Genomic DNA, 23,072 nt, shown 5'->3' on the forward strand with positions numbered 1-23,072 from the left:
TATATTCTCTATTATGCAAAGGCATTAAGCTGATTACAGCCTGATTAAATTAGTTTATTTCAATAATGTTGAAAATATAGCGATATACCATTCGCTACAATGACTAATTTATTAACTAGATAAGCTATGACTTAGCAAAAATACATAGTGGAGTTAAAGTCTCATTATCTCTATAATGGCGCGCTATAACAACTTATCTCCACTTTAATAGCGATAGTATTATTCTATGAGTACAACTTCCGACCCTATTTCTTCGATTTCAGCACTACTGAGCTTATCTGACTCACAATACCGTATTTACGATATTGGCCGTAAAGTCGATAAAATATCAAAAGCGCAATTTGAAAAAATTGAAGAGGCTCAATTGCCTTACCCATACCCATCTCAAGGCCATGCTTTACTCGCTATTGCATTTTGGCAAAAGCAATCAACCAGTCCATATTTATGGTTTATAAAGCTACCTCTTGATGAGCGTGGCTTATTAAATCAAGGGGCTCGAAATCACTTTATTGCCATAATAATTGAAGCCTTAGGCGAAGACCTATCGGTCAATCCTACCGAGCAGCAAGAAGCATTATTGAAAAAAAATCCTTATCACTTCACCCCAACCCAATATAAATTAGCAGCAATAAATAGTACGGTGTCAGCATCATTAAAATATCCTGCTAGTAAATTTTATCCCCCAGTTCAGCAATATTTGTCTGGTAAAGATGGTTGGGAAAATTGGCAAAACATTGGGGTTCAGGGCTTATCTGACTTCGGATTCAGGTTAAGTGAAAATAACAATAACAACATACTCGCTAATGCTATTGCTTTCTTACCAGAGCAAGTACTGCTGCCATTATGCTCGGCATTAGAGAATGTGTTGTTGCCTGCAAACGTTATCGAACAAATAGTAATACGCTTTAAAAAAGCTGAGACTAATAATGAATTGACTATCTCTATTGCGTTGCTGCGGGCTTTAGCCTCAAGTACTGATCATCAATTCTGTCATGAGCTGCTAACTGACTTAATGAAAAGCAATGTTCTACATGAAGAAATTCTCATTATTATTGCCGGTCGCCTCTGGCCAATACTCAATAATGAAAATACCTTATTTATCTATCTAGAACATTTAATACAGGATCACGATAATGAATTATTTTCTGCCGTTTTTAAAGACTTAGTTGCAATACCGACAATACGTCCCGTACTATTGCAAGCTATTCGTTCACCAAAGCGCAGCCCTGATTTGGCTCAAGCCATTGGTATGTTATTTAAATAAGAGACTTAATCATGGAAAATGTCTATTACTTACTCTTTATTGGCTTATTATTTTGGTATTTTGTCTATTTACGAAAAGTAGCAGAATACGCTCGTTCACATGCTGATAAGTACTGTAAACAAGAAAATTTACAATTTTTAGCTATCGCAAGACTATCTAGTCGACTGAGATTTTCCAAGCAGCTTGGGCCACATTGGTTAAGTAATTTTGATTTTGAGTTTAGTGGTGACGGTGAATCAACCTATCACGGTACAATGACGTTGAGAGGATATAAATTAGATAATATCGATACACCTGCGTATCGCGTTAATTAAGACTTCTTAACGTAAATCAGGTAAAAAAAAAGCGACATTATGTCGCTTTTTCTTTTTGACTATTTAACACTATCCTTGGTTTACCATTCCTTAGTAAGTACTCCATTACGTGTATGTTAACTTCATTAACAAGCTGTGCATCCCGCACACTATCCCTATTTACCTCAGTCTAAATAATCTCTTTCCTTTTATTTTGAAAAATCCATTTCAGCTATAAGTACAATACGCTCCTAGCAATGTAATTATTTGCTTTCCTTAACTTGTTGTCTCCCTGACAAAGTTAAGTGTAATTGAATAAACATCGAAATACAGGTGGGTTAAATTAACTTTTATTATGCTTACTATTCCCTTTTACTTAAGTAACAGGAAGAAAAAAATAATAATCTATTAAAATCATAATGATAAAGAGAATTAACAATAGCAAGATAAAATAACTATCGAACAAACTGACAAGAAATACAGATATGTCTTACAAGGATAGTATCTTATTGGCAATTAAGCCTTAACCATAGCAGTATAAACAAATTTCCATAGAGACTGACTTTGCCGCTAAAATTGGTTACCCTTGCGTAACTCAAATTAGGTGCTTATTTTAACAATTTTAGGCTAGCGAAATTTATTATCGTTCAGCTATTTTCCGGAGGTTTTGTGCAACTTATTAAGTCATTATTTTGCTGGCATGGTGTTGATAATCGAAAACGTTTTATCATTATTAGTCTTACTTGCTTTGTACTCTTTTTTCTTTTAACGGACAGCTTAACTAATCATAAATCAAGCCTAATGATTATGCTGTTATTCTGTGCAACCATATACCTGTTCACCACTCAGCGCCGCCTCAATGATGCCAAATTAAAAAATAAATGGAGTATTATTGCTACCGCTAGCTTTATCATTGCCGGCTTAATAACATTATTCTTTAATGATACTGTCAATTATTGGTTTTTATTGCTCGCTTTACTGCCGACATGCTTCATTTTAACTTACCCAAGCAGCGGTCAAGAGCAATATATATATGGTTATCAAGGTCCGGTCGATTTAAGTGAATTCCAGCAAATTAAAAAAGTTAACTCACACACCAGTAGACGTGTAGAGCCAACGATGCACAGTATTAATATTAATCAATCATCACATAATGAAACTAAATACTCAGCAGCTGTTGAAAACAGTAAATATGATCAGCCAACCACCAGCAATATTAACCAAGCTAAAACTAGCAAACCAAATCATTTTGATCTTGGCGAGACTATTCGCTTGTCATTATTAAACCATAAATACTCAAGAATAGCGCTTGCTGCTATTGGCTTTTTGCTATTGCTGATATTCTTGATATCCTTAGTAGTAGATCGCCCCCAGGTTACTGAAGTTAGTCCTGAAAAAATAACCGAAGTCGACGAAGTAACTGTTGATTTCAAACACCCAATAACTTTACCTGATAACTTTTCAATAATGATGTCAGCTAATAATGGCATAGTGATTAACTGGCAAGCTGACATTAATAATAATCAAGAAATCTGGACCTTGGCCAGTGCGATGGGCGACAGAAGCTGTGAAAATATAGCCTTTGATAAAGGACAGGCTATCAGACCCTATAGTGTCAGCGTAATAGACAGTAATTATTATGCCTACTTTTCACCATTAGACACAAAAGTCCTATTGCAGAATATAGCGTTTAAAAATAAATTTTCGCTATGTGGATTTAATTTCTCACTCAAAGGCAGTCAAGCGACATTAGGTAAGTCAAATTTTTATGCGAATTTGATCGAATATTAGCGGTAAAGCAGAAAAATTAGCCGTGTTGTTTTAGAATAAAAGTTGCTCGGCGAAAATGATAGTGTAAATTTAGCGCAAAAAAAATGCGGTTCAATGAACCGCATTTCTATAACTAGCTTATATGCATCCAGCATCAATATATAATGATCTCGCTTCATCCATAAAGAGCCTTCCTTAGCTTTTTCTAGCAAATCATTTGCTATCCTAATTATCCTTAACAGTAGTTGTCCTAACTACATCAATTGTCTGTACTCATCATCCTGACGACTATTCCGTGACAATTACTCCCTCTATCCTTATGAGATATCCTATCTCTTCGCTATACTAAGCTTCCTTTGGTATATCCTTACCGTTATCGATAATCCCTTTGTCTTCCTGACCCTTGTAATATTAACCGAAGCACTGATATTTAAAAGCTAGTGATTTTAAATAAATAACAGTAACATTATTTTAACAAAGCAAAGGTAAAGTGAAGGTATTATAAAACAATAACTTAGGCTCTATCGCGTGGAATTTAATCCACATTAAAAACACTATGTCTCACAGCAATGTAAGATATGTCGCACATTGAGTTGGCATATTTAGCTTAATAGATTATCCAAGATTTGTGGAGATGTCATAAAAAATGAGCAGTGCGTCACACGATGAAAAAATTTAACATTTACATTACACCTGAAGTTATTTTTGTTACTCGTCAATAATCCAATAAGGTCAGCTCAAATATAAGTGATCATTGAGTACATAACTTAGGAGGTTTTTAAATTTTCTTATTTTTTGTGACGTTTTTATCGTTTTCTTGCCACTTTTGACGTAAAGGTTTCAGCTGATTTATCCCAATCTAGCTACAGTCATAAAATCTGAAACGTGAATCCTCATTATTAATGAAGATCCACAGACTAAAGAGCTACAAAAAGTATGACCTACCTAGTTGATTTTCAAGAAACAGGTGAACAATTTGACAGGTAAATTAACCGATGAACAGGATGGTATTCGCTTTGTATCATGTTCATCATAAGGTGAAGAAAGTAATATTGTATTTATAAACAATTAATGAGCTGTTTTATCTCGATAATAAACCATTAACGAACCCGAAACATTGCCAACGGTAACCTCTTTAATAAATTGATAGTTTACATCTTTAAAAAATGCTTTATATTTTTTGCTGGTTGCATAGACAGCAACACCTTCACTTTCTTTATGTTCAGCTAAGATAGTGTTTACAGCTGCCATAAGATAATGACCAAACCCATGGTGTTGATGTAGTGGGTGAATGGCAATAAAAGACAGCATATGAAATTTTTTCAATGGCACGGCATCTAAAACAATTTTTTCTTTTTCAATCATTTGTTTGGTACCAAAATATCCCGCCCCAAGTAACATTTTTAAACGCCAATGCCAAAAACGTTCAGATGAGACACCATCTTCTGGATTATTTAAACAAGCGGCACCAACCATAGTTTCCCCTAAATACAGGCCGATCATTGGTTGTTTCGCCTGCCAGAAAGCATTAAGCTCTTCGCGAATAGATGCACGTAAACGTTGTTCATAATCAACTTTATCAGCAGAGAATATTTCAAGAAAAACAGGATCGTCATGATACGCTTGATATAGTAAAGAGGCGGCTAATTTCAAATCTTCAGCCGAAAGGTAAGCGGCTTTTATATCAACGTTGGCTTTATCTATGACAGCTGATGACATCTAGAATTCCTCATTTAAGTAAGACAAATTTTTTTTTGTTTTTATTTGTTCACCATATCAGGATAGTAGAAATCAGGTCAAATGTTATTGTTTTCTATAAATGCAAAGTTACGCTACTTTCGTTAATTGTTCAGCTTTTTGCCGTTAAATAGCGTAACTTACCAAAATTTAGCTAGTATTTTCAAATGTAACTATTAACGTAATTTCGGCGAATATATAATAGCAATAAGCCAATGATTAATAACCAACTGCTACTCCCGCCATGGTCATCGTAGTGCACCACTTCGATATATTCAGGGTCATAGTCAGCGCTTTCTAATGGTAAGGCATAAAGTGTATTGCTATCATTGGCGCTATAGGTTGCTACCACATCACTATAACCAACCTCATACAAATCAATTAATACATCATAATGTGCAGTTAAATACCCCGAATCCAATTGAGTAACCACCTCAAATTCATCTTGTGTATCTTCGCCTGTAATAAAAAAGCTATCAGTAGAAAAGTATAAAACCCAAGGACCACCATTGTGACTTAAGTATAAATCTGCATATACAAGCGCTTGCTCATGAGCAACGGGTGATGATATATCGGCATCGAAACTGACACTAAACGTTTGGTAATAACCATCTTCATCAATATCTGAGATAAGTTGACTATAAGCAGAATAAATTGAAAAGCCATGATGTGACGTTTTGCTCGCCTCTATACCATTTTTCGACAATAACGTTGTCGGCCGCTGCTTTGTTTCAAGCTGACGATGTTTTTTAACCTCCTGGCGATCCATACCTTGCAGTGACATTTTTTCACTCATAGATTTAGTCCGTTCTATCGATGCTACCTTCTTCAACTCATTAACAGATAAATTACTTTTAAGCCCTCCTATGGAGTAACTATTACTATTGTTTATGGCAAGATTTTGTGCGAAAGAAATTGGACTTAACAGCATCCCAAGCAACATTAAATAAATTAAACTTTTTGTTTTAGACATAAATAAACAACCTCCATATAAAATATGACGTTTATTTAACCTTAATAATACTGAACCGAAACTGAACAATTTTATAGTCATAGTTAAAGTGCTGATGTTCATAAAGCATTCAGTTTAAATCTTTTACACTCAACCCCACTTGGATTACATTACTCATTCTTTTAAACTGTTTAATTATGTCGTGTTCGTTAGGTGTCACAATGAAAAAGCAATTATTTATTCTAAGCGTAATATCCTCATTAATAGCAGCACCTGTGTTTGCTGCACTTGATCCTGCGATTAACAGCATAATGATTGTAAAAACCAAATATAATCAAGCAAGCAACACTAAATCACTGAGTGCTCAACAAGCCGCTCGTTTAGTAAAAAACAAATTTGGTGGTAAGGTACTAAAAGTAAGCAACAGTGGCGCAAAAAGTAATCCAGGTTACCGAGTGAAGTTACTAAAAGACAATGGTCATGTAATTTCTGTTCATGTTGACGCCAAATCCGGCCGTATATCAGGATAATAATTAATGCGTATATTGCTTATAGAAGACGACCAAAACTTACAAAAGCATGTTAAAGAACAGTTGAACAGTGCTAAATACAGCGTTGATGTGGCAAGTGATGGCGAGTCAGGTTTATTTCAAGGTCAAGAATTTCCTTATGATGCCGCGATTATTGATTTAGGTTTGCCAAAGCTTGATGGTATCAGTGTTGTAAAATCATTACGCGAGCAAAACTTCACTTTTCCAATATTAATTTTGACCGCTCGAGGTAGCTGGCAAGATAAGGTTTCGGGCTTAGACGCAGGCGCCGATGACTATTTAACTAAACCCTTTCATACTGAAGAGTTAATAGCTCGATTGAATGCCTTAATTCGCCGTAGCGCCGGGCAAGCAAGCCCATTGATTGAAAATGGTCCTTTTTCAATTAATACGGCAAGTATGCAGGTGAGTGTTAATCAGCAAATTGTTTCACTGAGCAGCTATGAGTACAAATTGTTTGAGTATTTAATGCATCATTTAGGTGAAGTAAAGTCTAAATCACAACTAACTGAGCATATTTATGATCAAGACTTTGATTTAGACTCTAATGTCATTGAGGTTTTTATTCGCCGACTACGTAAAAAACTTGATCCTGAGAATCAATATCAATTTATTGAAACCTTACGTGGCCAAGGGTATTTATTAAAAGATTTAACATCAGCATCGTTTTAACCATTTTCCATCGCCTTGAAGGTAGTTCAGTTGTTAAAAAAAATTAAAGTTTCATTAAAAGGAGCCTTAAACTCGTTAAAAACGAGAGTTCTGTTTAGTGCCCTGCTAATGATTTTCATCTTGCTACCTATCGTCGGTATCATTATCAGTAATGCTTATGAAAAACACATGGTTGCTAGCCTTGAAAATGAACTTTCAGCATATTCATACTCAATTTTAGCGATTATTGAAGTCGAAAATAACAAACTGATAATGCCTGAGCAATTATTAGAAACTCAATTCAATGTTAGTCAATCGGGTTTATATGCAGTACTTAGCTCCAGTAAAATAAATACAAGTCGTCATTCTGGCGATAATAACACGATAAACTCCGAAAAACTTTGGAGCTCGCAATCACTGTTATCGCCTTGGCAAGCAGATAACTTTCAGCAGCCAATCTTGGGTAGTAGTGTGTTCTATCAAGCTGAAATAGCACAAAAAGCGCATTTTGTTTATAGTCTAAGTGTCAGTTACGGTAGTGAAAACAAACCTTTTCCTATGACCTTGCATATTATTAAACAGCAAGACAATTTAACCAATATGATGACAGAATTTCACCGCCAGCTGCTGCTGGGGTTAGTTGGTTTAATGTTGGTGCTGCTCATGATCCAATACCTCTGGTCTTTATGGACTTTAAAACCCTTACAGACATTACAAACTGAACTCAGCCAGGTAGAACGAGGTAACAGTGATCGCCTTACGGGCGACTATCCAACTGAATTAAGCCAAGTTACAGAACAATTAAATTTATTATTGAGCGCAGAGCAAAAACAACGTCAACGCTATCGTAATGCTTTATCTGACTTAGCGCATAGTTTAAAAACACCATTAGCGGTTATGCAAACTCAAGAACATTTATCAGCATTAACCCAAGAACAAATAACCATTCTTAAAACAATTATTGAGTATCAACTTGGCAAAGCACAGAGTGCCGGACAATCTTCATGGTATTTAGGTACCGCGGTTGCTCCTACAACTAAGAAATTGATTGATAGTCTGAAAAAAATATATCAAAACAAAAACTTGTTATTTACAGTCAACATAAGTGATGAGTGCAGTTTTAAAGGTGACGAAGCTGATTTATTAGAAATATTAGGTAATTTGTTAGATAACGCCTGCAAAGCCGCAAATAAAAATATTCAGCTTGATATCAGTAATAACAACCAAGGAGTGACAATAATCGTTCAAGATGACGGCGCAGGCATAGACCCTGAAATGCGGGACAATATTTTACAGCGAGGTACTCGAGCTGACACATATCAACATGGTCACGGCATTGGCTTAGCCATCGTTCGTGATTTAGTCAATAGCTATCAAGGCAGTATTCGGATTGAGTCATCACAGCAACTGGCTGGGGCCAAATTCACTCTCGATTTCCCTAAATAATTTTCTCAACTAATTTTCTCAACTATAAATTATTTTGCTGAATATTAAGTGTTCAGCAAACGTTCAGTTTACAAAGCGTATTATTGCCAACAGAATTTAAAAAGTCACTTGAGTAGTATTTATATTACCCTGCTCGGGCATAGATGGCATTTTAAGCACCCCGCATTAAGGAATGATAATATGCAAAAATTTAACTTCAGACGTTCATTAGGCGTTTTAGCTTTCTCACTATCAAGTGCATTGCTTTATTCAACACCTGTGCTTGCTATCAGTAATGATAACACTACCTCAGCTGAGCAAACTGACAATAGTAACGTTTTTAGCAAAGCTGAATTAGCACAAATGTTAGCACCAATAGCTTTATATCCTGATGCTCTGCTCACTCATATTCTAATTGCGACCACCTACCCTATTGAAGTGGTTGACGCAGAACGCTGGTTAACCAAAAATAAACAACTAAGCTCAGAAGCACTTGCCGATGCAGCAGAAGCTCAAGATTGGGATGCGAGCATTAAAGCAATACTGCCCTTTCCTAACATTCTAAAAAAGCTGAGCGAAGATTTACACTGGATGCGCAATTTGGGTGATGCATTCTTACAAGATGAAGCTTTAGTGCTTGCTAGTGTACAGGCCTTACGTCAACAAGCAGATCAAGCTGGCAATCTTGAAAACATGAATAACGTCAAGGTAGTGCGTGAAACGCAAACAATTATCATCGAACCGAGGCAGCGTGATATTATTTATGTGCCTTACTATGATACACGAGTAGTATACGGGCACTGGCGCTGGTCACATTATCCACCTGTTTTTTGGCATCAACCTCAATACTATACTTCGCATCACGGTCCTTATTATTGGCATAACCCTGTACACCTCAGCGTTGGATTATTTTTTGGTGCCGTACATTGGAGCAATCGTCATGTTGTCGTACATCATCACAAGTCTCGTTATTATAAACATCATAGTAAGAGAAAGGTTTCAACAAGTTATCAAACTAAGCGTTGGCAGCATAACCCTCGCCATAGAAAGGGTGTAGCGTATCGCACCTCTAATATACAGAAAAAATATCGCAGCCACGTACCAAGTGTACAAAAACATAAAACGCTGCGCTCAAAACAAAAGCATATTGTTAATAAACATCAATACACAAAAAACATCAGCAATTCTAAACATCGGAGCTTTCAGCAAAAGTTAAAAGTTAATCGTGCGGTAAAAATTGATAGCCATCCAATAAGAAAAAATACGCAGGTTAAAACTGCAACACGAGAAACCAAAACAGTAAAGGCTATGCCTGTGCAATATAACCACAAGCATAACCAGACTAAATACACAGATAAAAAAAATTACCGGAAAATAAGTGAGAAAAACACTCGTAAAACGTCAAGTACAAAAGTAGCACGTCATCGTGATAGTCACAAAGTTAAACATATTACGAGGGCTCAGAGCAATAAGTCGCAACAACGTAGCGTAAAACGACAAAACTAAGTGTGAATTATTTATCTTTATTTGCTCAATACATAACATTTACACAAAGTGATAACACGATAATTTAACGGCGCAAAAAAAGGCAATATCATTTAAAAATATTGCCTTTTCTGTTTACTTATTTAATGTAGTTAAATTGATCAGACTATTGCTAGCCACTGCCCAATATCAAGCAACACACATTTGTATAATGCTATTCTATTGCCGTAAGTTTACTATCAACAAAAACAAGTTTTGTACACTCATCTTTGGTTGTTAAACCATCTTTATGTAAGCGATGTGTACGGTAATAAACAACATTAACAGTTTTACCATTATCTAAATAAGTTTCATTAAAGTCGGCAACCCCCATTTCACGAGTAACATCAGCAAAAGCTGTATTTAATGCAATACGAGAAATCTTCTTTCTATTTTCGTACTCTCTATCTTCAAAGCTGCCCGAAATAGAATGACCATCTTCACCGCCTACAGCAATAACACAACCAGTTAAGCCTAACGTTAACGGTGCAACAAGAATTAATGCTAATAATGATTTTTTCATTTTTTTTGCTCTCACTAAAAAGTAATTATTTCACCTTACTATTAGCAAATGTCAAACCAACATCGTAAATCATTGATTAATTTGAACAATAAAAAATAAAACAAAAATAACTCAAGACTTGGATAGTCTTTTTCGCTAAAATATTACTTCTTTCACATTCGAGTTATGCTTTATGACTATATCTGATGAAATTTCCATCATCGCTAATAAACTTGCCAATGAAGGTAAAACACCCACTGTCGCATTAATTAAAAGCCAACTAAGCCAAACAACACCATTACCGCAAATTATTGCTGTATTAAAGCACTGGCAACATGAACCAACATTCATCCAGTCTAAACAGCAAGATAAAGCGCTTGCTGCATCAACAAAACAAACGCCAGAAAACGAAACAATCAAATTATTAATTAATCAAGCCATACTGCCACTGCAAGATGAAATTGAACAACTAAAGCAACAGCTCAATCAGCTATTACAGCGTCAACAAAGTACTAAATAATATTGTCACCGCAACCATGAGCATTAATTAGTTTCTAACGCTTTTGGCGGTATCCGTGGCGTCAGTTGTTCAATGAACTCAGCAAGTGATTCGGCTAACTTTTTATGTGGTTCACAACCGACTTTTTCCACCCAAACGGCACCCGTTTCATTATTGAGCGAAATGATGTGATCGTCATCATCCGTCATAGCAAAAAATACGGTTAAATTTTGCTTTAATTTTGTTTTCATCAAAATATGCCCGATGATATTTTCCTGAAGCCGTTCGAAGTCTTTTTGATTCCAAGCAAACAACAATGATAGATCACCTTCAACACAGCTAGCATCCAAACTATCACAATAAATAGTCGTAAAATACGCTTTGATATCATCATGTAGTTTAATGTCTAACGCGGCTTCAACATTATCAAAGGTTAATGCTTCAACTATTTTTAGCGGCTGCCATAAAGAAAAAACATCTTGGTGTACACCTTGCTCACAAGGAGATGGCCAATCTTCAGATTGCTCAGTAATGGGTAAATGTTGAAACCTGTGTTGATAATCCTGGACATAATCTTGAGAAAAGCGCCATATGAGTTCGTCGAGGGCAAAATTTGATATTTTCATCTAAGCAAAAAATCCTATAAAATAAAACAAATAACTATCGATATTGTGACAACCAGAGAAGAAATCACTCAAAAATGAGCACTTATACAAACGCAAAAGAGTTAAGCAACTTAGTTCTTGGAAAAACAACAGACTATTGTAGCCAATATAACCCAGAATTATTACAAGCGGTACCAAGAAGCTTAAATAGAGATAGCTTAGGGTTAAAAGCAGAACAACTGCCTTTTTTAGGTGAAGACGTTTGGTACGGCTATGAGCTTTCGTGGTTAAACAATAAAGGTAAACCTGTTGTTGCTGTTGCTGAATTTAGCTTTCCATGTACTAGTGCTAATATCGTTGAGTCAAAATCATTTAAACTCTATTTAAATAGTTTTAATCAAACAAAATTCTCCTCTTGGCAACAGGTTGAGTCGCACTTAACCGCTGATTTATCAGCTACTGCTGGCGCTACTGCAAAAGTCAAATTATTTCCAGTCGATAACTGTCCTGCGCTGTCTTTGCCTGGAGATAATGCGATATGTATAGATGACCTTGATATTGAAGTTAATCAATATCAGCTAATGCCAGAAATATTGGCAACAGCAAACCATGCCCAAGAAAGCCAAGTTGAAGAGTATTTAGTTTGCCATCTATTGAAATCAAACTGTTTAATAACTAACCAACCAGATTGGGCAAGTATTTATATCAGTTATAGCGGCAAACAAATTTGTCATGAAACGTTATTAAAATATTTAATTTCTTTTCGCCAACATAATGAATTTCATGAACAGTGTGTGGAACGAATTTTTTGTGATATCAAACACTTTTGTGAAGTTGAGAATTTATCAGTTTTCGCCAGATACACTCGCCGAGGTGGCTTAGATATTAACCCGTTTCGCTCAACATCTCACAAAACAGCACCTAAGCTGAGAACAATAAGGCAGTAAATTAAAGTAGTGACTGTTTTTTCAGCAATTAAGTAATGAATACAAACTTATAGTCACTTTTTATCTTTAGTATATGGCTATTATTAGCATATACTGATGATATAGCTTTGACCTTAATGTAAACGTTATCTTTTAGCGTTATCAGTAACACGCCTTTTAACATCGGCTAGCCTATATTTTTTTAGGGAAATTTTTTATGAGTGAAAATTCTGTCGCGGAAAAAACCATCAAGCATTTAAAATCACGGCTTGATACCGCCATTAACGCTCGTAGCGCCTTAGAACTTGAATTTTCTGCGCAGTCAGCATTATTAACTGGCTTTATTGCCAAGTTATCGCAAGCTTGTAAAGGTACAGATATCCTGCTTGATAATAAATTAGCAAAATTACGCCTGACGCTGAAAAAGGCCACTAGCTTTGCTGATTTAGAAAAAGAAATTACAACGATATCCGCACTGCTACAACAACACGCATTGCAAAATGATAAAAACGTCAAACAATTACAAGAAACATTACAAACCTCAGGTAGCGCTGTACAAAAAGTTAAAAACTTACCGGCCAATAGCCGCAGGCACTTAAAAGCATTAATAGACAAAATTCAGCAAGATCAAGCATCACTGATACAGTTTGTCCCACTTATGTCTGAATTTATCGCTTTTTACGGCAGTTTAGTGCCTGAGAACATCAAACTAAATAAAATTAATTCGCTTGATACAACTCAAACGATATCCACAGAAAAAATCAACAAAGTTGAATTTAAAAACACAGAACAAAACAACTCGTTGCAAGAGCAATTCGCACCAAAAGAATTACTTGGACGCTTTAATACTATTTTAAATAACCTAGTCATTTCTCCTAAGCATAAAGCCAACCTCAATGAGATAAAATCTAGTTTGAAAGGCAATATCTCAAATCATATTTTAATGACAAATTGCCTTAATGTATTTGATCTTATTATTGAAGATTTAAAGCAGGAGCGAACGACCGCTAAAGTATTTTTATCAACCTTAAGCGAGTCATTAGCCTCTGTGCAAGCAACTGTCTATGCAACGATTACCAGTACTACTGAATCAAATGCTAAAAATGATAAGTTCAATCAAGAACTAAAAGATAAAATTGACGACATGAGTATCAAAATAAACAACTCAGGATCGTTATCTGATATGAAACAAGATGTCAGTAAAAAGCTAGAACAAATCGTTCAAACACTCAAAAATAAAACCCAATTAGAACAACAACAACGCATAGCCTTACATGATAAACTCACTAATATGTCCGCGCAGGTGCAACAATTAGAGCAACAAAGTAAAACCTTTGAAAAACGCATAAAGGAAGAGCAAGCCAAAAGTTTGCAAGACGCTTTGACTAAATTAGGTAACCGGGCTGCATTTGATGAGCACTTTGAGAAACAAATACTCCGCTACCAACAAAATAAATTTGATCTGGCAATAACCGTTATCGATTTAGATGACTTTAAACGAATCAATGACACCTACGGCCACATTGCAGGTGATAAAACCTTACAAGTTATCGCTAACACATTGAAAAAAGTCATCGATGATGATGTTTTTATCGGTCGATACGGTGGTGAAGAGTTTGTGCTTATTTTTAGTCATGTTGACAAAGAAGCAGTAATCAAGAAACTCAACATATTACGCAAAAAAGTTGCTAGCCTCCCTTTCACTTTTAAAAACGACCGAGTAAGTATCACCCTTTCAATTGGTGTAACTTTGATCGAACAAAACGACAATGTTCATTCCGCATTTGAACGTGCAGACGCTGCATTATATCAAGCTAAAAAAACCGGTAAGAACAAAGTTATCTACGGATAAAAATAAGATCGAGGAAGTAGAGTTATGCATACCCAAATTAATCCAGTCGGCAAAATGAATTTGTTGTCTCAAGCTGAAGTTGATGACTTACAGCACTCCGCAAGTAGTGAACTCTATAATCTTTATCGTAATTGCTCATTAGCTGTGTTGAATGCTGGTAGTCATACTGACAATGCCGAAGATATTTATCAGCAATATACTGACTTTAAAATTAAAGTTTTACGACGAGAACGCGGTGTAAAACTTGCACTAGATAATCCACCTGAGCATGCTTTTGTTGATGGCGTAATCATCAGAGGTATTCAGGAACACCTTTCGGCCGTTCTACGTGATATTTTGTTTATTGGTGATCGTTATAATACCAATACTAAAGAAGCCGAAAGCGCTACTAACATTACCTTTGATATGCTCCGTAACGCGAATGCGATCATTCCTGATAGTGCGCCAAACCTGATCACTTGTTGGGGTGGGCATTCAATTAACTGTACCGAATATAAATACACCAAAGAGGTAGGCTATCATTTAGGACTTCGTGGATTTAATATTTGCACTGGCTGTGGACCTGGCGCAATGAAAGGCCCCATGAAAGGGGCTACTTTTGGCCATGCCAAACAACGAAATACTAGTGGGCGTTATTTAGGGTTAACAGAGCCAAGTATCATTGCCGCAGAGCCACCTAACCCAATTGTTAACGAGCTAGTTATCATGCCAGACATTGAAAAGCGTTTAGAAGCTTTTGTTCGTATGTCACATGGCATTATTATATTTCCTGGTGGTGCAGGGACCGCCGAAGAGTTGCTTTATATTTTGGGTATCATGCTGCATGAAAAAAATCAATCTCAAAAACTACCCATAATATTAACCGGACCAAGTGAAAGCGCTGAATATTTTCAGCAGATAGATAACTTTATTGCTGCCACCCTAGGTCCCCAAGCCCAAAAACTTTATAAGATCATTGTTGATGATGCTGAACAAGTAGCCAAAACGTTAATATCAACAACAGAAGAAGTTGTTGCACATAGAAAATTAACAGGCGATTCATACCACTTTAACTGGTCATTGGTCATTGAGCCTGAATTTCAGCAACCTTTTGAACCAAACCATAGCAATATGGCATCGCTTGACTTACATCATAACCAAGGGATTGCTTCATTAGCGGCAAACTTACGTCGAGCATTTTCTGGTATCGTTGCCGGTAATGTCAAAGCAAGCGGTATAAAATCAATTCGAGAGCATGGTCCCTTTATCATTAGTGGTGACAGTGCAATGATGGCCTTAATGGACACCCTGTTAAATTCTTTCGTTAAACAGCAAAGAATGAAACTTCCAGGCAGTGCATATGTCCCTTGTTATCAGGTCATTGAAGGTTAAATTATATGAGGGTTCATTTGATATTGGTTGATGCATTAAATTTGATAAGAAGAATTTATGCCGTACAAGAACGACCATTTCTTTTAAATAATGAATTGGCTGATAACACTAAACAACAAGTGTTATCAAATACGGCCAAAGCTTGTGAACAAGCTTTACAAAAAATGATTGAGCAATTACAACCTAGCCATGCACTTGCTGTTTTTGACTCTCAATCACCTTGTTGGCGCTACGATATTTATCCTGATTATAAAAAAGGTCGTAAAAAGATGCCCGAGCATTTAGCAGACAAATTGGCGGATATTCAAGATAGGTTTATGGCACAGCATGTTGACTCATTAGTGTCAGAAGCAGACGAAGCCGATGATCTTATTGCAACCTTAGCTGTTAAGGTTGCATTACGTGGTCAAAACGTCACTATTGTTTCGACAGACAAGTGCTTTTTATCACTTCTCAGCCCTAATATACAGGTCTATGACTACTTTAATCGCCGCCACTTAGATCAAGACTACGTAATCAATAAGTTCAGTGTTAAACCTGATAAGTTAATGGATTTATGGACCCTAACGGGTGACACTACCAATAAAATTCCTGGTGTAGCGGGTATTGGGCAAGTTACAGCATCACAATTGCTTAACCAATACGGTTCAATTAAAAGTATCCTTAGTGCAAAAGATTTAAAGCGCAGTGTCAGTGAAAAACTCGCTAAACACAGTGAACAGATAAGTCTAAGCCGAAAGCTCTTAACTTTAAAAATTGATATCCCGTTAGGTTTCAACTTAAAAGACATAAGGTTACCTTATGAAAATCCACTTGCCAGCACTTAACAATCTGGTAACATCACAACCTTATGACATATTTGCGCCATATCAACCAATACAGTTTGATATGTTCGCTTTGTATAATATCAATTAAAATCACCGGTTAAAGAAAGGCTCAAGGAATAAACGTGAATAAAAAAGTCATCATCAGAATACTAATCGCCTTGGCCGCATACGGTGTATTTGTCGCTTTAGTTGTCAATTTTTACGATGACAGTCCAGCCAAAATGCAATGGGAAGATCGTGAAGCTTACAACCGTCAATTCATTGCTAAGCTACAGCTAAAGAACTTTAATTTTAACAGTGCGATTGAACAACTCGGCAGTCCTGATATTACTGAAGCCAAAATAGTTAATGAAACCAGCTATCAAGTCAGCTTTTACCGCACTCAGCATGTAAAGTCTGACGGTATAACAACGCAAGATGAATGTACCGCGCTACTCTTTACCAATGGCATACTTACTGCTATTGGTCAAACAGCCTATCAACAATTCACTGCATTATAAAACAGCTGACAAATCAAGACGATTATCGCTAATACTGTGCCTTATTTAACCCTTTATAGTACCGTAGAAACGTTATTGCGCTCAAAGATTAACCATAAGACTAAAGTTTAACGTTAAAATTTACTAACAGCTCCGATTAGTTGCTATAATTGCGACCATTAACTGAGTTGAATCAATAATATCAGTGTTAGATCAAGTGTAACTATCGCTCATTGCTGTATATTCAACCAATAATCTCGATCCCGCTATTTAAGAAAAGCAATACTCAAAAGGTAATTAAACAATGGCTAAACAAACCATAACAGTGATCCCCGGTGACGGCATAGGGCCAGACATTATAGACGCAACAATCAAAGTGCTAGATAAAGCCGGATGTGATTTTGATTATGAATACGCTGATGCAGGCTTAACCGCATTAGAAAACCATGGTGACTTAGTACCAGAGTCAACATTAGCATTAATTCAAAAGAATAAAATCACCTTGAAAGGGCCATTAACTACACCTGTAGGCGAAGGTTTTACCTCAATTAATGTGACTTTGCGTAAACAATTTCAATTATATGCCAATGTTCGTCCTGTATTGTCATTTAAAGGGACTAAAGCGCGTTATGAGAATATAGATATCATCACCATTCGTGAGAACACTGAAGGTATGTATTCTGGCCTAGGTCAAACTCTGTCAGCAGATGGTACACATGCTGAAGCCATGAGCTTAGTAACTCGTGAAGGCGCTGAGCGCATTGTAACCTTTGCATACGAAACAGCGATTAAAGAAGGCCGTAAAAAAGTAACAGCCGTTCATAAAGCTAATATTCTTAAGTCAACATCAGGACTATTTCTAAAGGTAGCACGTGAAGTAGCTGCCCGTTATCCACAAATTGAATCAACGGAAATGATCGTAGACAACTGTTGCATGCAATTAGTAATGAACCCTGAGCAATTCGATGTCATTGTTACCACAAACCTTTTTGGTGATATATTGTCAGATTTATGTGCTGGTTTAGTTGGCGGCTTAGGTATGGCTCCTGGCGCAAACATCGGTAATGGTTGCGCAATATTTGAAGCTGTTCATGGCAGTGCGCCTGATATTGCCGGTAAGAATTTAGCGAATCCAACGTCAGTTATTTTAGCAGCTATTCAAATGCTAGAATATTTAGGCATGGCTGATAAAGCTGATAACATTCGTCGTGCGATTACTGATGTTATCGAATCTGGCGATCGTACTACCCGTGATCTCGGTGGTACGCACGGTACAACAGACTTCACACAAGCGGTGTTAGAGCGTTTATAATAGCCTTTAAATGAAAAAACCAAGCGATTACGCTTGGTTTTTTTATATCTGAATTCTCAATGCAGTGAAACTGCAAGCATAAATAATGCACTAACCTATGTGCTACACTTAACGCGTTTTAGTAGGTTATTGAGTTTGAGCCCGCATAGATATCTAACGGAGCAGGCGAAAGTAATCTAGCATGCACAGTGATTTCTTCACGGTCATAGTATAAGTGCTTAGCATATAGCTCATACTTAACATTATGCTTGGAAAAAGCATCTTTAATACTTTGTAAATCATCACTGACTTGTTGATAGCGACCTTTCATGGGGAGCTTTAAATTAAACATTGCTTCTTTACACTGGCCTTTTAATAGCCAGTCACTCATTAATTTTGCTACTCGCTGCGGTTTTTCAATCATGTCACACACTAACCAATAAACATTCTGTTTTTGTGGCACATATTTAAAGCCATCCATCGTGCGATGCTTAACTTGGCCTGTATCCATCAAAGACTCAGCCATGGGGCCATTATCGATTGAAGTTACCATCATGCCACGACGCACTAATTGATATGTCCACCCACCTGGAGCTGCACCTAAATCAACGGCATTCATGCCCGATGTTAAACGTGAATCCCATTCATCTTTTGGAATGAAATACAAAAAAGCCTCATCTAATTTCAATGTTGAACGACTAGGTGCAGCATTAGGGAATTTTAAACGCGGAATACCCATCACATGAGGTGAGGTATTACGCGCTAATGAAAAGCCAAAAATCACTTCTTTCCCTGATAAGAACAAAGCATGTAAAACAGCACCGTCTTTATTGCCCTTTTCAGTTAATACTTTTTCTTTGCGTAATGCTTGGCGTAAAGGGACAGCAAGCTTTCGACAAAACTTCGATAACTCTTTACCATCATTTGTATCAGGCGTTTCCATGCGTAAGTCAGCATATTGCCACTCAGTACCTAGAGCTTCACAAATTGTTTCAACACGGTTGTAATCGGGTAGATCTATTTTATCAGTAACCGTAACAAACCATTGACGAGCAAAAATAAGGCGATTTAATGGCACTTTTTCCATTAGCATCTCGCCTTCTTCTGGCTTGTTTAAATGAAAATAAACCACGCCTTGGTTCTTACTCAGCTGAAGATAGCCATACACTTCATTCCATGAAGCTTTTTCTTGAATTTCTGCGCCACATTCTTTTTCAAATCCGGGGCGACAATATAAAACTATTGCAGTCATTTCGATTATTTACCTAACTTATGATCAAACATTTTAGTACCTGAAAATCCGACCAATAGCCATGCAAGTGCAAATGACAGGCCGCCAAATGGCGCCAGCTTTCCAATACTCAACACGTCGAATAGCGTTTTAATATATAAACTGCCACTAAAGCATAGGATGCCAAGCATAAATAAAACACCGCCGGCTAAAATCATTGGTTTCGCGTGAAGTTTATATAAGATAACGGTTAGCATTAACATCAAAGTGTGAAAAAATTGATAGGTTAATGCTGTCATTAGTCGTTCTTGTGACGCTAATGGTAGTGATTGACCACCATGAGCTAACCAAGCGCCGAATAATACAGAAAAACAACCACTGATACCAACAAATATCACCAGTAGTTTAGCAACAGTTGTGTATTTCATCGACAAAGTTCCTTATTTTATCAATCGCCAAACTTTGATGCTGGCGTAAGTTATAACCAGATTTAACTCTTGGCTTTAAATCATGATCACCGTCAGCAAAATAATGCAGCTGACAATGTGCTGATATTTGATAGTTGTTAATTTCTAACTCACTCCCCAGAGCATCCCTTTGTCCTTGTAAAATAAGTACAGGCAACTTTGCTTCTTGCAGAGGCTCTAAGCGTAGTTTTTCTGGTTTTTTAATTGGATGAAATGGATACCCTAAACAAATAACGCCAGATACATTCAGCATTTTCATTAAGCATTCATCGGTTGCTAGCGTTGCCGCCACTCGTCCGCCCATAGACTTACCAGCAATAAATATAGGTAATTGGGTATCAAGAGCGGCTAAAACTGAGCGATAACATGCAACTAAAACAGGCATTCTATCTGGCGGGCGCCTTTTCCCATCAAGTTTCCGTTTATCCATATAAGGAAAATTAAAGCGTAAAACGCTTAATTGCTTGCTATTCATCATGTCAACGAGCGTCTCAAGGTAAGCGCTTGACATGTCAGCCCCCGCACCATGCGCAAAAACAATCAGTGCCTTCGCATTCTCAGCCTCATTTAGCACACTACTAAGCGGAATTTCTTTTAGGGTCATACTATTTTCTCTTCGTCGATAATAACTTGTTCATCAGCAACCGTTTGTAATACCCACTCCCTAAATGCCGTTATTTTACCAATTTCAAGCTGCTGCTCACGACAAACAATATAATAAGAGTTTTTACTGACCAGTACCTCTTTAAAAGGACAAACTAATCGGCCACTATCAATATCTGGTTTAGCGAGTACGCTATGCGCAAGCGCTACCCCTTGTCCATGAATAGCCGCTTGCAAGACCATAGCAGAATGACTAAATATAGGCCCATGATTGACATTCCCTCCTCTGACATCAACATGCTTAAACCAACGTTTCCAGTCCCTGCGCGAGGTATCATGCAACAAAGTATGTTGTGCTAAATCAGCAATTTCATTAAGTGGTTTTTTGCCAGACAATAACAGTGGCGAACAAACTGGAATTAAATACTCGGTATGCAATTGTTCAGCATGAATGCCGCGCCAACGACCTCGACCATAATATATGGCTAGATCAACATCTTCAGTAAGTGAGTTTTCTGGCTGATCAACCGCTTTAATTCGTACATCAATATCAGGATGCAGTAAGTTAAAGGTATTCAACCTAGGTACTAGCCATTGTATGGCAAAACTGGGCTGCATACTGACAGTAATTGCCCCTTTCTCACCGCGGGCGAGTAACCTCTCTGTGGCATCATGCAAGGCATTAAAAATATCTTTAATGTCGAGATAGTAAGACTGCCCTTCTTCTGTTAATAATAACGCACGGTTTTTACGCATAAATAATTTTATGCCTAAATTATCTTCCAACGCTTTTATTTGATGACTGATTGCCGCTTGAGTGACGAATAATTCTTCTGCTGCTCGGGTAAAACTTAGTTGCCTTGCCGAAGCTTCAAATGCCCTGAGTGCGTTTAGTGGTGGGAGTCTATTGGCCAATTTACACCTGTACCTTTAGTTATGTAAATATATATTAATGCATAAATCATCACATTTTCTACATAACCATGTCGGATTAGTTATTCTAATGAATAACATTATAATTTGTCATTTTAAAAGTTACCAGCATTACCGTAATATGCTCGCCATAGATGAAGGACTTCATCTTTATCCCGAGATATTCGGGCAGAATCAAACAGGCTCCCAACCCTTGTTTGTATGTAAAAAGAAAGAGTCCCAAAACATCTATAAGGACTATTGACGTTTTATTACAGGTGACTTATGAACAACATTTTAAAAATATCAGCTATTGCTATTCTCGCTTTTGTTACACACAACAGCCATGCAACAGAACTAGTAAAAGCACATGCAATCAATACAGATGAACTCGTTGAAGTGGCTAAGTTAAACATAGCTCAATCAATTAAGTTTAACACGATAGCGTTTAACCCTATCGAAAAAACAGCGCAAGCTCAAGTAGCAATGAATCGTGGCCAAAATAAAAAAGGTCGTGAAAACAGCAATAAAGCGCTATCGCTTGCTGAATAGGTAATACTCAAGTTTTAATTTCTCTAGAATTAATACTGACAAAAAAGGTGCTATTTAGCACCTTTTTTGTTGTCTGATAAGCCAATAACGCTACCAATAAAGCTTCTGACACTAATCGTGCTTTTTGATAATATAGAGCTTCTCACGTAAGTAGTCGACCTCAAACCTACGCTGAGCAAAACGTTTATCATCAAGTTCGTGGCTAGCAAGGCAATCAACACTAAAACCAGGGAACAAACGTTTAACATCAACGCTATTAAGTGAGAATGGTGGCCCCGGTAATTGCTCGCTAGGAAACTCTACGGTAACTAAAAATAATCGGGTGTTTGAGGAGAAAAAACTTTGTAAATGATTGGCATATTGCGCTTGCATTGCCGAAGGCAGCGCTATTAATGCAGCACGATCATAAATCCAATCAACTTTACCTATGGTATCTGCACAAAGCTTAAAGAAATCCCCTTGCCATAGTGTCAACTGTTCAGCGGTGTATTGTACAAACTCACCTAAGCTTTGCAGTTGACATTCGATACCGTGCTCAATAAAAAAATTCCGACAAGCGATATCGCTTAATTCACTCCCAGTAACTCGCATATACTGCGCTAAATAAGCCATATCTTGCGTTTTACCGCATAATGGCACAAATACATGCTGATCAGAAGCTAAGATCAAGTTAGTGAAATATTGAGATAATAGCGGATGCACTTTATGTTGGTGGAAACCAAGCATATTGCGCTGCCAACAGTTATGCCAAAAGCTACTTTCCATTTAGTTCACTCAAACCTTGTCTT

At 36.9% G+C, this 23,072-nt stretch carries 24 protein-coding genes; 15 read left to right on the plus strand and 9 right to left on the minus strand.

The features are described 5' to 3' along the window. The first annotated feature begins 226 nt into the window (after positions 1-226). From B0169_RS05570 to B0169_RS05580, 3 genes are all read left to right on the plus strand, one after another. On the plus strand, positions 227-1,264 hold the full coding sequence (locus tag B0169_RS05570; RefSeq protein WP_077284983.1) for a DUF3549 family protein: 1,038 nt from the start codon (positions 227-229) through the stop codon (positions 1,262-1,264). Positions 1,265-1,275: 11 nt separating this feature from the next. After that, on the plus strand, positions 1,276-1,578 hold the full coding sequence (locus B0169_RS05575) for a DUF3301 domain-containing protein (protein ID WP_077284984.1): 303 nt from the start codon (positions 1,276-1,278) through the stop codon (positions 1,576-1,578). Positions 1,579-2,226: 648 nt separating this feature from the next. After that, positions 2,227-3,348 (plus strand): hypothetical protein, encoded by a 1,122-nt coding sequence (locus tag B0169_RS05580; protein WP_077284985.1) that lies wholly within the window; start codon positions 2,227-2,229, stop codon positions 3,346-3,348. A gap of 1,047 nt (positions 3,349-4,395) precedes the next feature. On the opposite strand, the gene B0169_RS05585 is transcribed toward B0169_RS05580, so the two are convergent. Together B0169_RS05585 and B0169_RS05590 are read right to left on the minus strand one after the other, a co-directional pair. Next, positions 4,396-5,046 (minus strand): GNAT family N-acetyltransferase, encoded by a 651-nt coding sequence (locus tag B0169_RS05585; protein WP_077284986.1) that lies wholly within the window; start codon positions 5,044-5,046, stop codon positions 4,396-4,398. A 181-nt stretch (positions 5,047-5,227) separates the two neighbouring features. After that, positions 5,228-6,037 (minus strand): choice-of-anchor H family protein, encoded by an 810-nt coding sequence (locus B0169_RS05590; RefSeq protein WP_143323480.1) that lies wholly within the window; start codon positions 6,035-6,037, stop codon positions 5,228-5,230. A gap of 200 nt (positions 6,038-6,237) precedes the next feature. Here B0169_RS05590 and B0169_RS05595 point away from each other — a divergent pair, with 200 nt between their 5' ends. The 4 genes from B0169_RS05595 (at position 6,238) to B0169_RS05610 (ending at position 10,149) form a co-directional block, all read left to right on the plus strand. Further along, the gene (locus B0169_RS05595) at positions 6,238-6,546 is read left to right on the plus strand and encodes a PepSY domain-containing protein (protein WP_235838484.1); all 309 of its coding nucleotides are present in this window, start codon (positions 6,238-6,240) and stop codon (positions 6,544-6,546) included. A 6-nt stretch (positions 6,547-6,552) separates the two neighbouring features. After that, positions 6,553-7,239, plus strand: a complete 687-nt coding sequence (locus tag B0169_RS05600) for a response regulator transcription factor (RefSeq protein WP_077284988.1) — start codon at positions 6,553-6,555, stop codon at positions 7,237-7,239. A gap of 108 nt (positions 7,240-7,347) precedes the next feature. Beyond that, on the plus strand, positions 7,348-8,664 hold the full coding sequence (locus B0169_RS05605) for an ATP-binding protein (RefSeq protein WP_077285235.1): 1,317 nt from the start codon (positions 7,348-7,350) through the stop codon (positions 8,662-8,664). 180 nt (positions 8,665-8,844) lie between these two features. After that, the gene (locus B0169_RS05610) at positions 8,845-10,149 is read left to right on the plus strand and encodes a DUF3300 domain-containing protein (RefSeq protein WP_077284989.1); all 1,305 of its coding nucleotides are present in this window, start codon (positions 8,845-8,847) and stop codon (positions 10,147-10,149) included. A 193-nt stretch (positions 10,150-10,342) separates the two neighbouring features. Here B0169_RS05610 and B0169_RS05615 read toward each other — a convergent pair whose 3' ends face one another. After that, positions 10,343-10,690: a DUF3192 domain-containing protein gene (locus tag B0169_RS05615; protein ID WP_077284990.1), complete on the minus strand. Its 348-nt coding sequence runs from the start codon at positions 10,688-10,690 to the stop codon at positions 10,343-10,345. 172 nt (positions 10,691-10,862) lie between these two features. Here B0169_RS05615 and B0169_RS05620 point away from each other — a divergent pair, with 172 nt between their 5' ends. After that, complete coding sequence (locus B0169_RS05620) at positions 10,863-11,189, plus strand: hypothetical protein (RefSeq protein WP_077284991.1); 327 nt, start codon at positions 10,863-10,865, stop codon at positions 11,187-11,189. 23 nt (positions 11,190-11,212) lie between these two features. On the opposite strand, the gene syd is transcribed toward B0169_RS05620, so the two are convergent. Then, entirely contained in the window at positions 11,213-11,794 is a 582-nt protein-coding gene (gene syd / locus B0169_RS05625) for a SecY-interacting protein (RefSeq protein ID WP_077284992.1), read from the minus strand. 74 nt (positions 11,795-11,868) lie between these two features. Between syd and queF the strand changes: the two genes are divergently transcribed. The 6 genes from queF (at position 11,869) to B0169_RS05655 (ending at position 18,540) form a co-directional block, all read left to right on the plus strand. Beyond that, a complete protein-coding gene (gene queF, locus B0169_RS05630) occupies positions 11,869-12,720 on the plus strand; it encodes an NADPH-dependent 7-cyano-7-deazaguanine reductase QueF (RefSeq protein ID WP_077284993.1) in 852 nt (283 codons plus the stop codon). Positions 12,721-12,916: 196 nt separating this feature from the next. After that, on the plus strand, positions 12,917-14,551 hold the full coding sequence (locus B0169_RS05635) for a GGDEF domain-containing protein (RefSeq protein ID WP_077284994.1): 1,635 nt from the start codon (positions 12,917-12,919) through the stop codon (positions 14,549-14,551). Between the two features lie 24 nt (positions 14,552-14,575). After that, positions 14,576-15,922: a nucleotide 5'-monophosphate nucleosidase PpnN gene (gene ppnN, locus B0169_RS05640; protein ID WP_077284995.1), complete on the plus strand. Its 1,347-nt coding sequence runs from the start codon at positions 14,576-14,578 to the stop codon at positions 15,920-15,922. A gap of 5 nt (positions 15,923-15,927) precedes the next feature. Beyond that, entirely contained in the window at positions 15,928-16,749 is an 822-nt protein-coding gene (xni, locus tag B0169_RS05645) for a flap endonuclease Xni (protein WP_077284996.1), read from the plus strand. 122 nt (positions 16,750-16,871) lie between these two features. Beyond that, positions 16,872-17,249: a DUF3192 domain-containing protein gene (locus B0169_RS05650; protein WP_077284997.1), complete on the plus strand. Its 378-nt coding sequence runs from the start codon at positions 16,872-16,874 to the stop codon at positions 17,247-17,249. 283 nt (positions 17,250-17,532) lie between these two features. Beyond that, entirely contained in the window at positions 17,533-18,540 is a 1,008-nt protein-coding gene (locus B0169_RS05655) for an isocitrate dehydrogenase (RefSeq protein WP_077284998.1), read from the plus strand. Between the two features lie 118 nt (positions 18,541-18,658). On the opposite strand, the gene rlmM is transcribed toward B0169_RS05655, so the two are convergent. Genes rlmM through B0169_RS05675 form a run of 4 tightly spaced genes read right to left on the minus strand, consistent with a single transcriptional unit; the run spans position 18,659 to position 21,735 of the window. Further along, the gene (rlmM, locus tag B0169_RS05660; RefSeq protein ID WP_077284999.1) at positions 18,659-19,771 is read right to left on the minus strand and encodes a 23S rRNA (cytidine(2498)-2'-O)-methyltransferase RlmM; all 1,113 of its coding nucleotides are present in this window, start codon (positions 19,769-19,771) and stop codon (positions 18,659-18,661) included. Positions 19,772-19,776: 5 nt separating this feature from the next. Continuing rightward, the gene (locus tag B0169_RS05665) at positions 19,777-20,178 is read right to left on the minus strand and encodes a DUF423 domain-containing protein (protein WP_077285000.1); all 402 of its coding nucleotides are present in this window, start codon (positions 20,176-20,178) and stop codon (positions 19,777-19,779) included. Then, entirely contained in the window at positions 20,156-20,821 is a 666-nt protein-coding gene (locus B0169_RS05670; RefSeq protein WP_077285001.1) for an alpha/beta family hydrolase, read from the minus strand. The genes B0169_RS05665 and B0169_RS05670 overlap by 23 nt, the downstream gene beginning before the upstream one ends. Further along, positions 20,818-21,735, minus strand: coding sequence for a transcriptional regulator GcvA (locus tag B0169_RS05675; RefSeq protein ID WP_077285002.1), 918 nt, complete (start codon positions 21,733-21,735; stop codon positions 20,818-20,820). The genes B0169_RS05670 and B0169_RS05675 overlap by 4 nt, the downstream gene beginning before the upstream one ends. 282 nt (positions 21,736-22,017) lie before the next feature. On the opposite strand from B0169_RS05675, the gene B0169_RS05680 reads away from it, so the two are divergent. Beyond that, the gene (locus tag B0169_RS05680; RefSeq protein ID WP_077285003.1) at positions 22,018-22,284 is read left to right on the plus strand and encodes a hypothetical protein; all 267 of its coding nucleotides are present in this window, start codon (positions 22,018-22,020) and stop codon (positions 22,282-22,284) included. Positions 22,285-22,395: 111 nt separating this feature from the next. Here the strand turns inward: B0169_RS05680 and tmpT are convergent, their stop codons facing one another. Then, positions 22,396-23,049, minus strand: a complete 654-nt coding sequence (gene tmpT, locus B0169_RS05685; protein WP_077285004.1) for a thiopurine S-methyltransferase — start codon at positions 23,047-23,049, stop codon at positions 22,396-22,398. Between the last annotated feature and the right edge of the window lie 23 nt (positions 23,050-23,072).

Source organism: Cognaticolwellia aestuarii, from assembly GCF_002000025.1.
GTDB classification, from domain to species: domain Bacteria; phylum Pseudomonadota; class Gammaproteobacteria; order Enterobacterales; family Alteromonadaceae; genus Cognaticolwellia; species Cognaticolwellia aestuarii.

Excerpts from the sequence above, each read along its gene's own strand:
- B0169_RS05635 (WP_077284994.1), top strand. The coding sequence starts at position 12,917 with ATGAGTGAAAATTCTGTCGCGGAAAAAACCATCAAGCATTTAAAATCA.
- B0169_RS05600 (WP_077284988.1), top strand. The coding sequence starts at position 6,553 with ATGCGTATATTGCTTATAGAAGACGACCAAAACTTACAAAAGCATGTT.
- B0169_RS05585 (WP_077284986.1), bottom strand. The coding sequence starts at position 5,046 with ATGTCATCAGCTGTCATAGATAAAGCCAACGTTGATATAAAAGCCGCT.
- B0169_RS05615 (WP_077284990.1), bottom strand. The coding sequence starts at position 10,690 with ATGAAAAAATCATTATTAGCATTAATTCTTGTTGCACCGTTAACGTTA.
- B0169_RS05570 (WP_077284983.1), top strand. The coding sequence starts at position 227 with ATGAGTACAACTTCCGACCCTATTTCTTCGATTTCAGCACTACTGAGC.
- B0169_RS05680 (WP_077285003.1), top strand. The coding sequence starts at position 22,018 with ATGAACAACATTTTAAAAATATCAGCTATTGCTATTCTCGCTTTTGTT.
- B0169_RS05610 (WP_077284989.1), top strand. The coding sequence starts at position 8,845 with ATGCAAAAATTTAACTTCAGACGTTCATTAGGCGTTTTAGCTTTCTCA.
- ppnN (WP_077284995.1), top strand. The coding sequence starts at position 14,576 with ATGCATACCCAAATTAATCCAGTCGGCAAAATGAATTTGTTGTCTCAA.
- queF (WP_077284993.1), top strand. The coding sequence starts at position 11,869 with ATGAGCACTTATACAAACGCAAAAGAGTTAAGCAACTTAGTTCTTGGA.
- B0169_RS05620 (WP_077284991.1), top strand. The coding sequence starts at position 10,863 with ATGACTATATCTGATGAAATTTCCATCATCGCTAATAAACTTGCCAAT.
- B0169_RS05665 (WP_077285000.1), bottom strand. The coding sequence starts at position 20,178 with ATGAAATACACAACTGTTGCTAAACTACTGGTGATATTTGTTGGTATC.
- B0169_RS05595 (WP_235838484.1), top strand. The coding sequence starts at position 6,238 with ATGAAAAAGCAATTATTTATTCTAAGCGTAATATCCTCATTAATAGCA.
- tmpT (WP_077285004.1), bottom strand. The coding sequence starts at position 23,049 with ATGGAAAGTAGCTTTTGGCATAACTGTTGGCAGCGCAATATGCTTGGT.
- xni (WP_077284996.1), top strand. The coding sequence starts at position 15,928 with ATGAGGGTTCATTTGATATTGGTTGATGCATTAAATTTGATAAGAAGA.
- B0169_RS05605 (WP_077285235.1), top strand. The coding sequence starts at position 7,348 with ATGATTTTCATCTTGCTACCTATCGTCGGTATCATTATCAGTAATGCT.
- rlmM (WP_077284999.1), bottom strand. The coding sequence starts at position 19,771 with ATGACTGCAATAGTTTTATATTGTCGCCCCGGATTTGAAAAAGAATGT.
- B0169_RS05590 (WP_143323480.1), bottom strand. The coding sequence starts at position 6,037 with ATGTCTAAAACAAAAAGTTTAATTTATTTAATGTTGCTTGGGATGCTG.
- syd (WP_077284992.1), bottom strand. The coding sequence starts at position 11,794 with ATGAAAATATCAAATTTTGCCCTCGACGAACTCATATGGCGCTTTTCT.
- B0169_RS05670 (WP_077285001.1), bottom strand. The coding sequence starts at position 20,821 with ATGACCCTAAAAGAAATTCCGCTTAGTAGTGTGCTAAATGAGGCTGAG.
- B0169_RS05575 (WP_077284984.1), top strand. The coding sequence starts at position 1,276 with ATGGAAAATGTCTATTACTTACTCTTTATTGGCTTATTATTTTGGTAT.
- B0169_RS05655 (WP_077284998.1), top strand. The coding sequence starts at position 17,533 with ATGGCTAAACAAACCATAACAGTGATCCCCGGTGACGGCATAGGGCCA.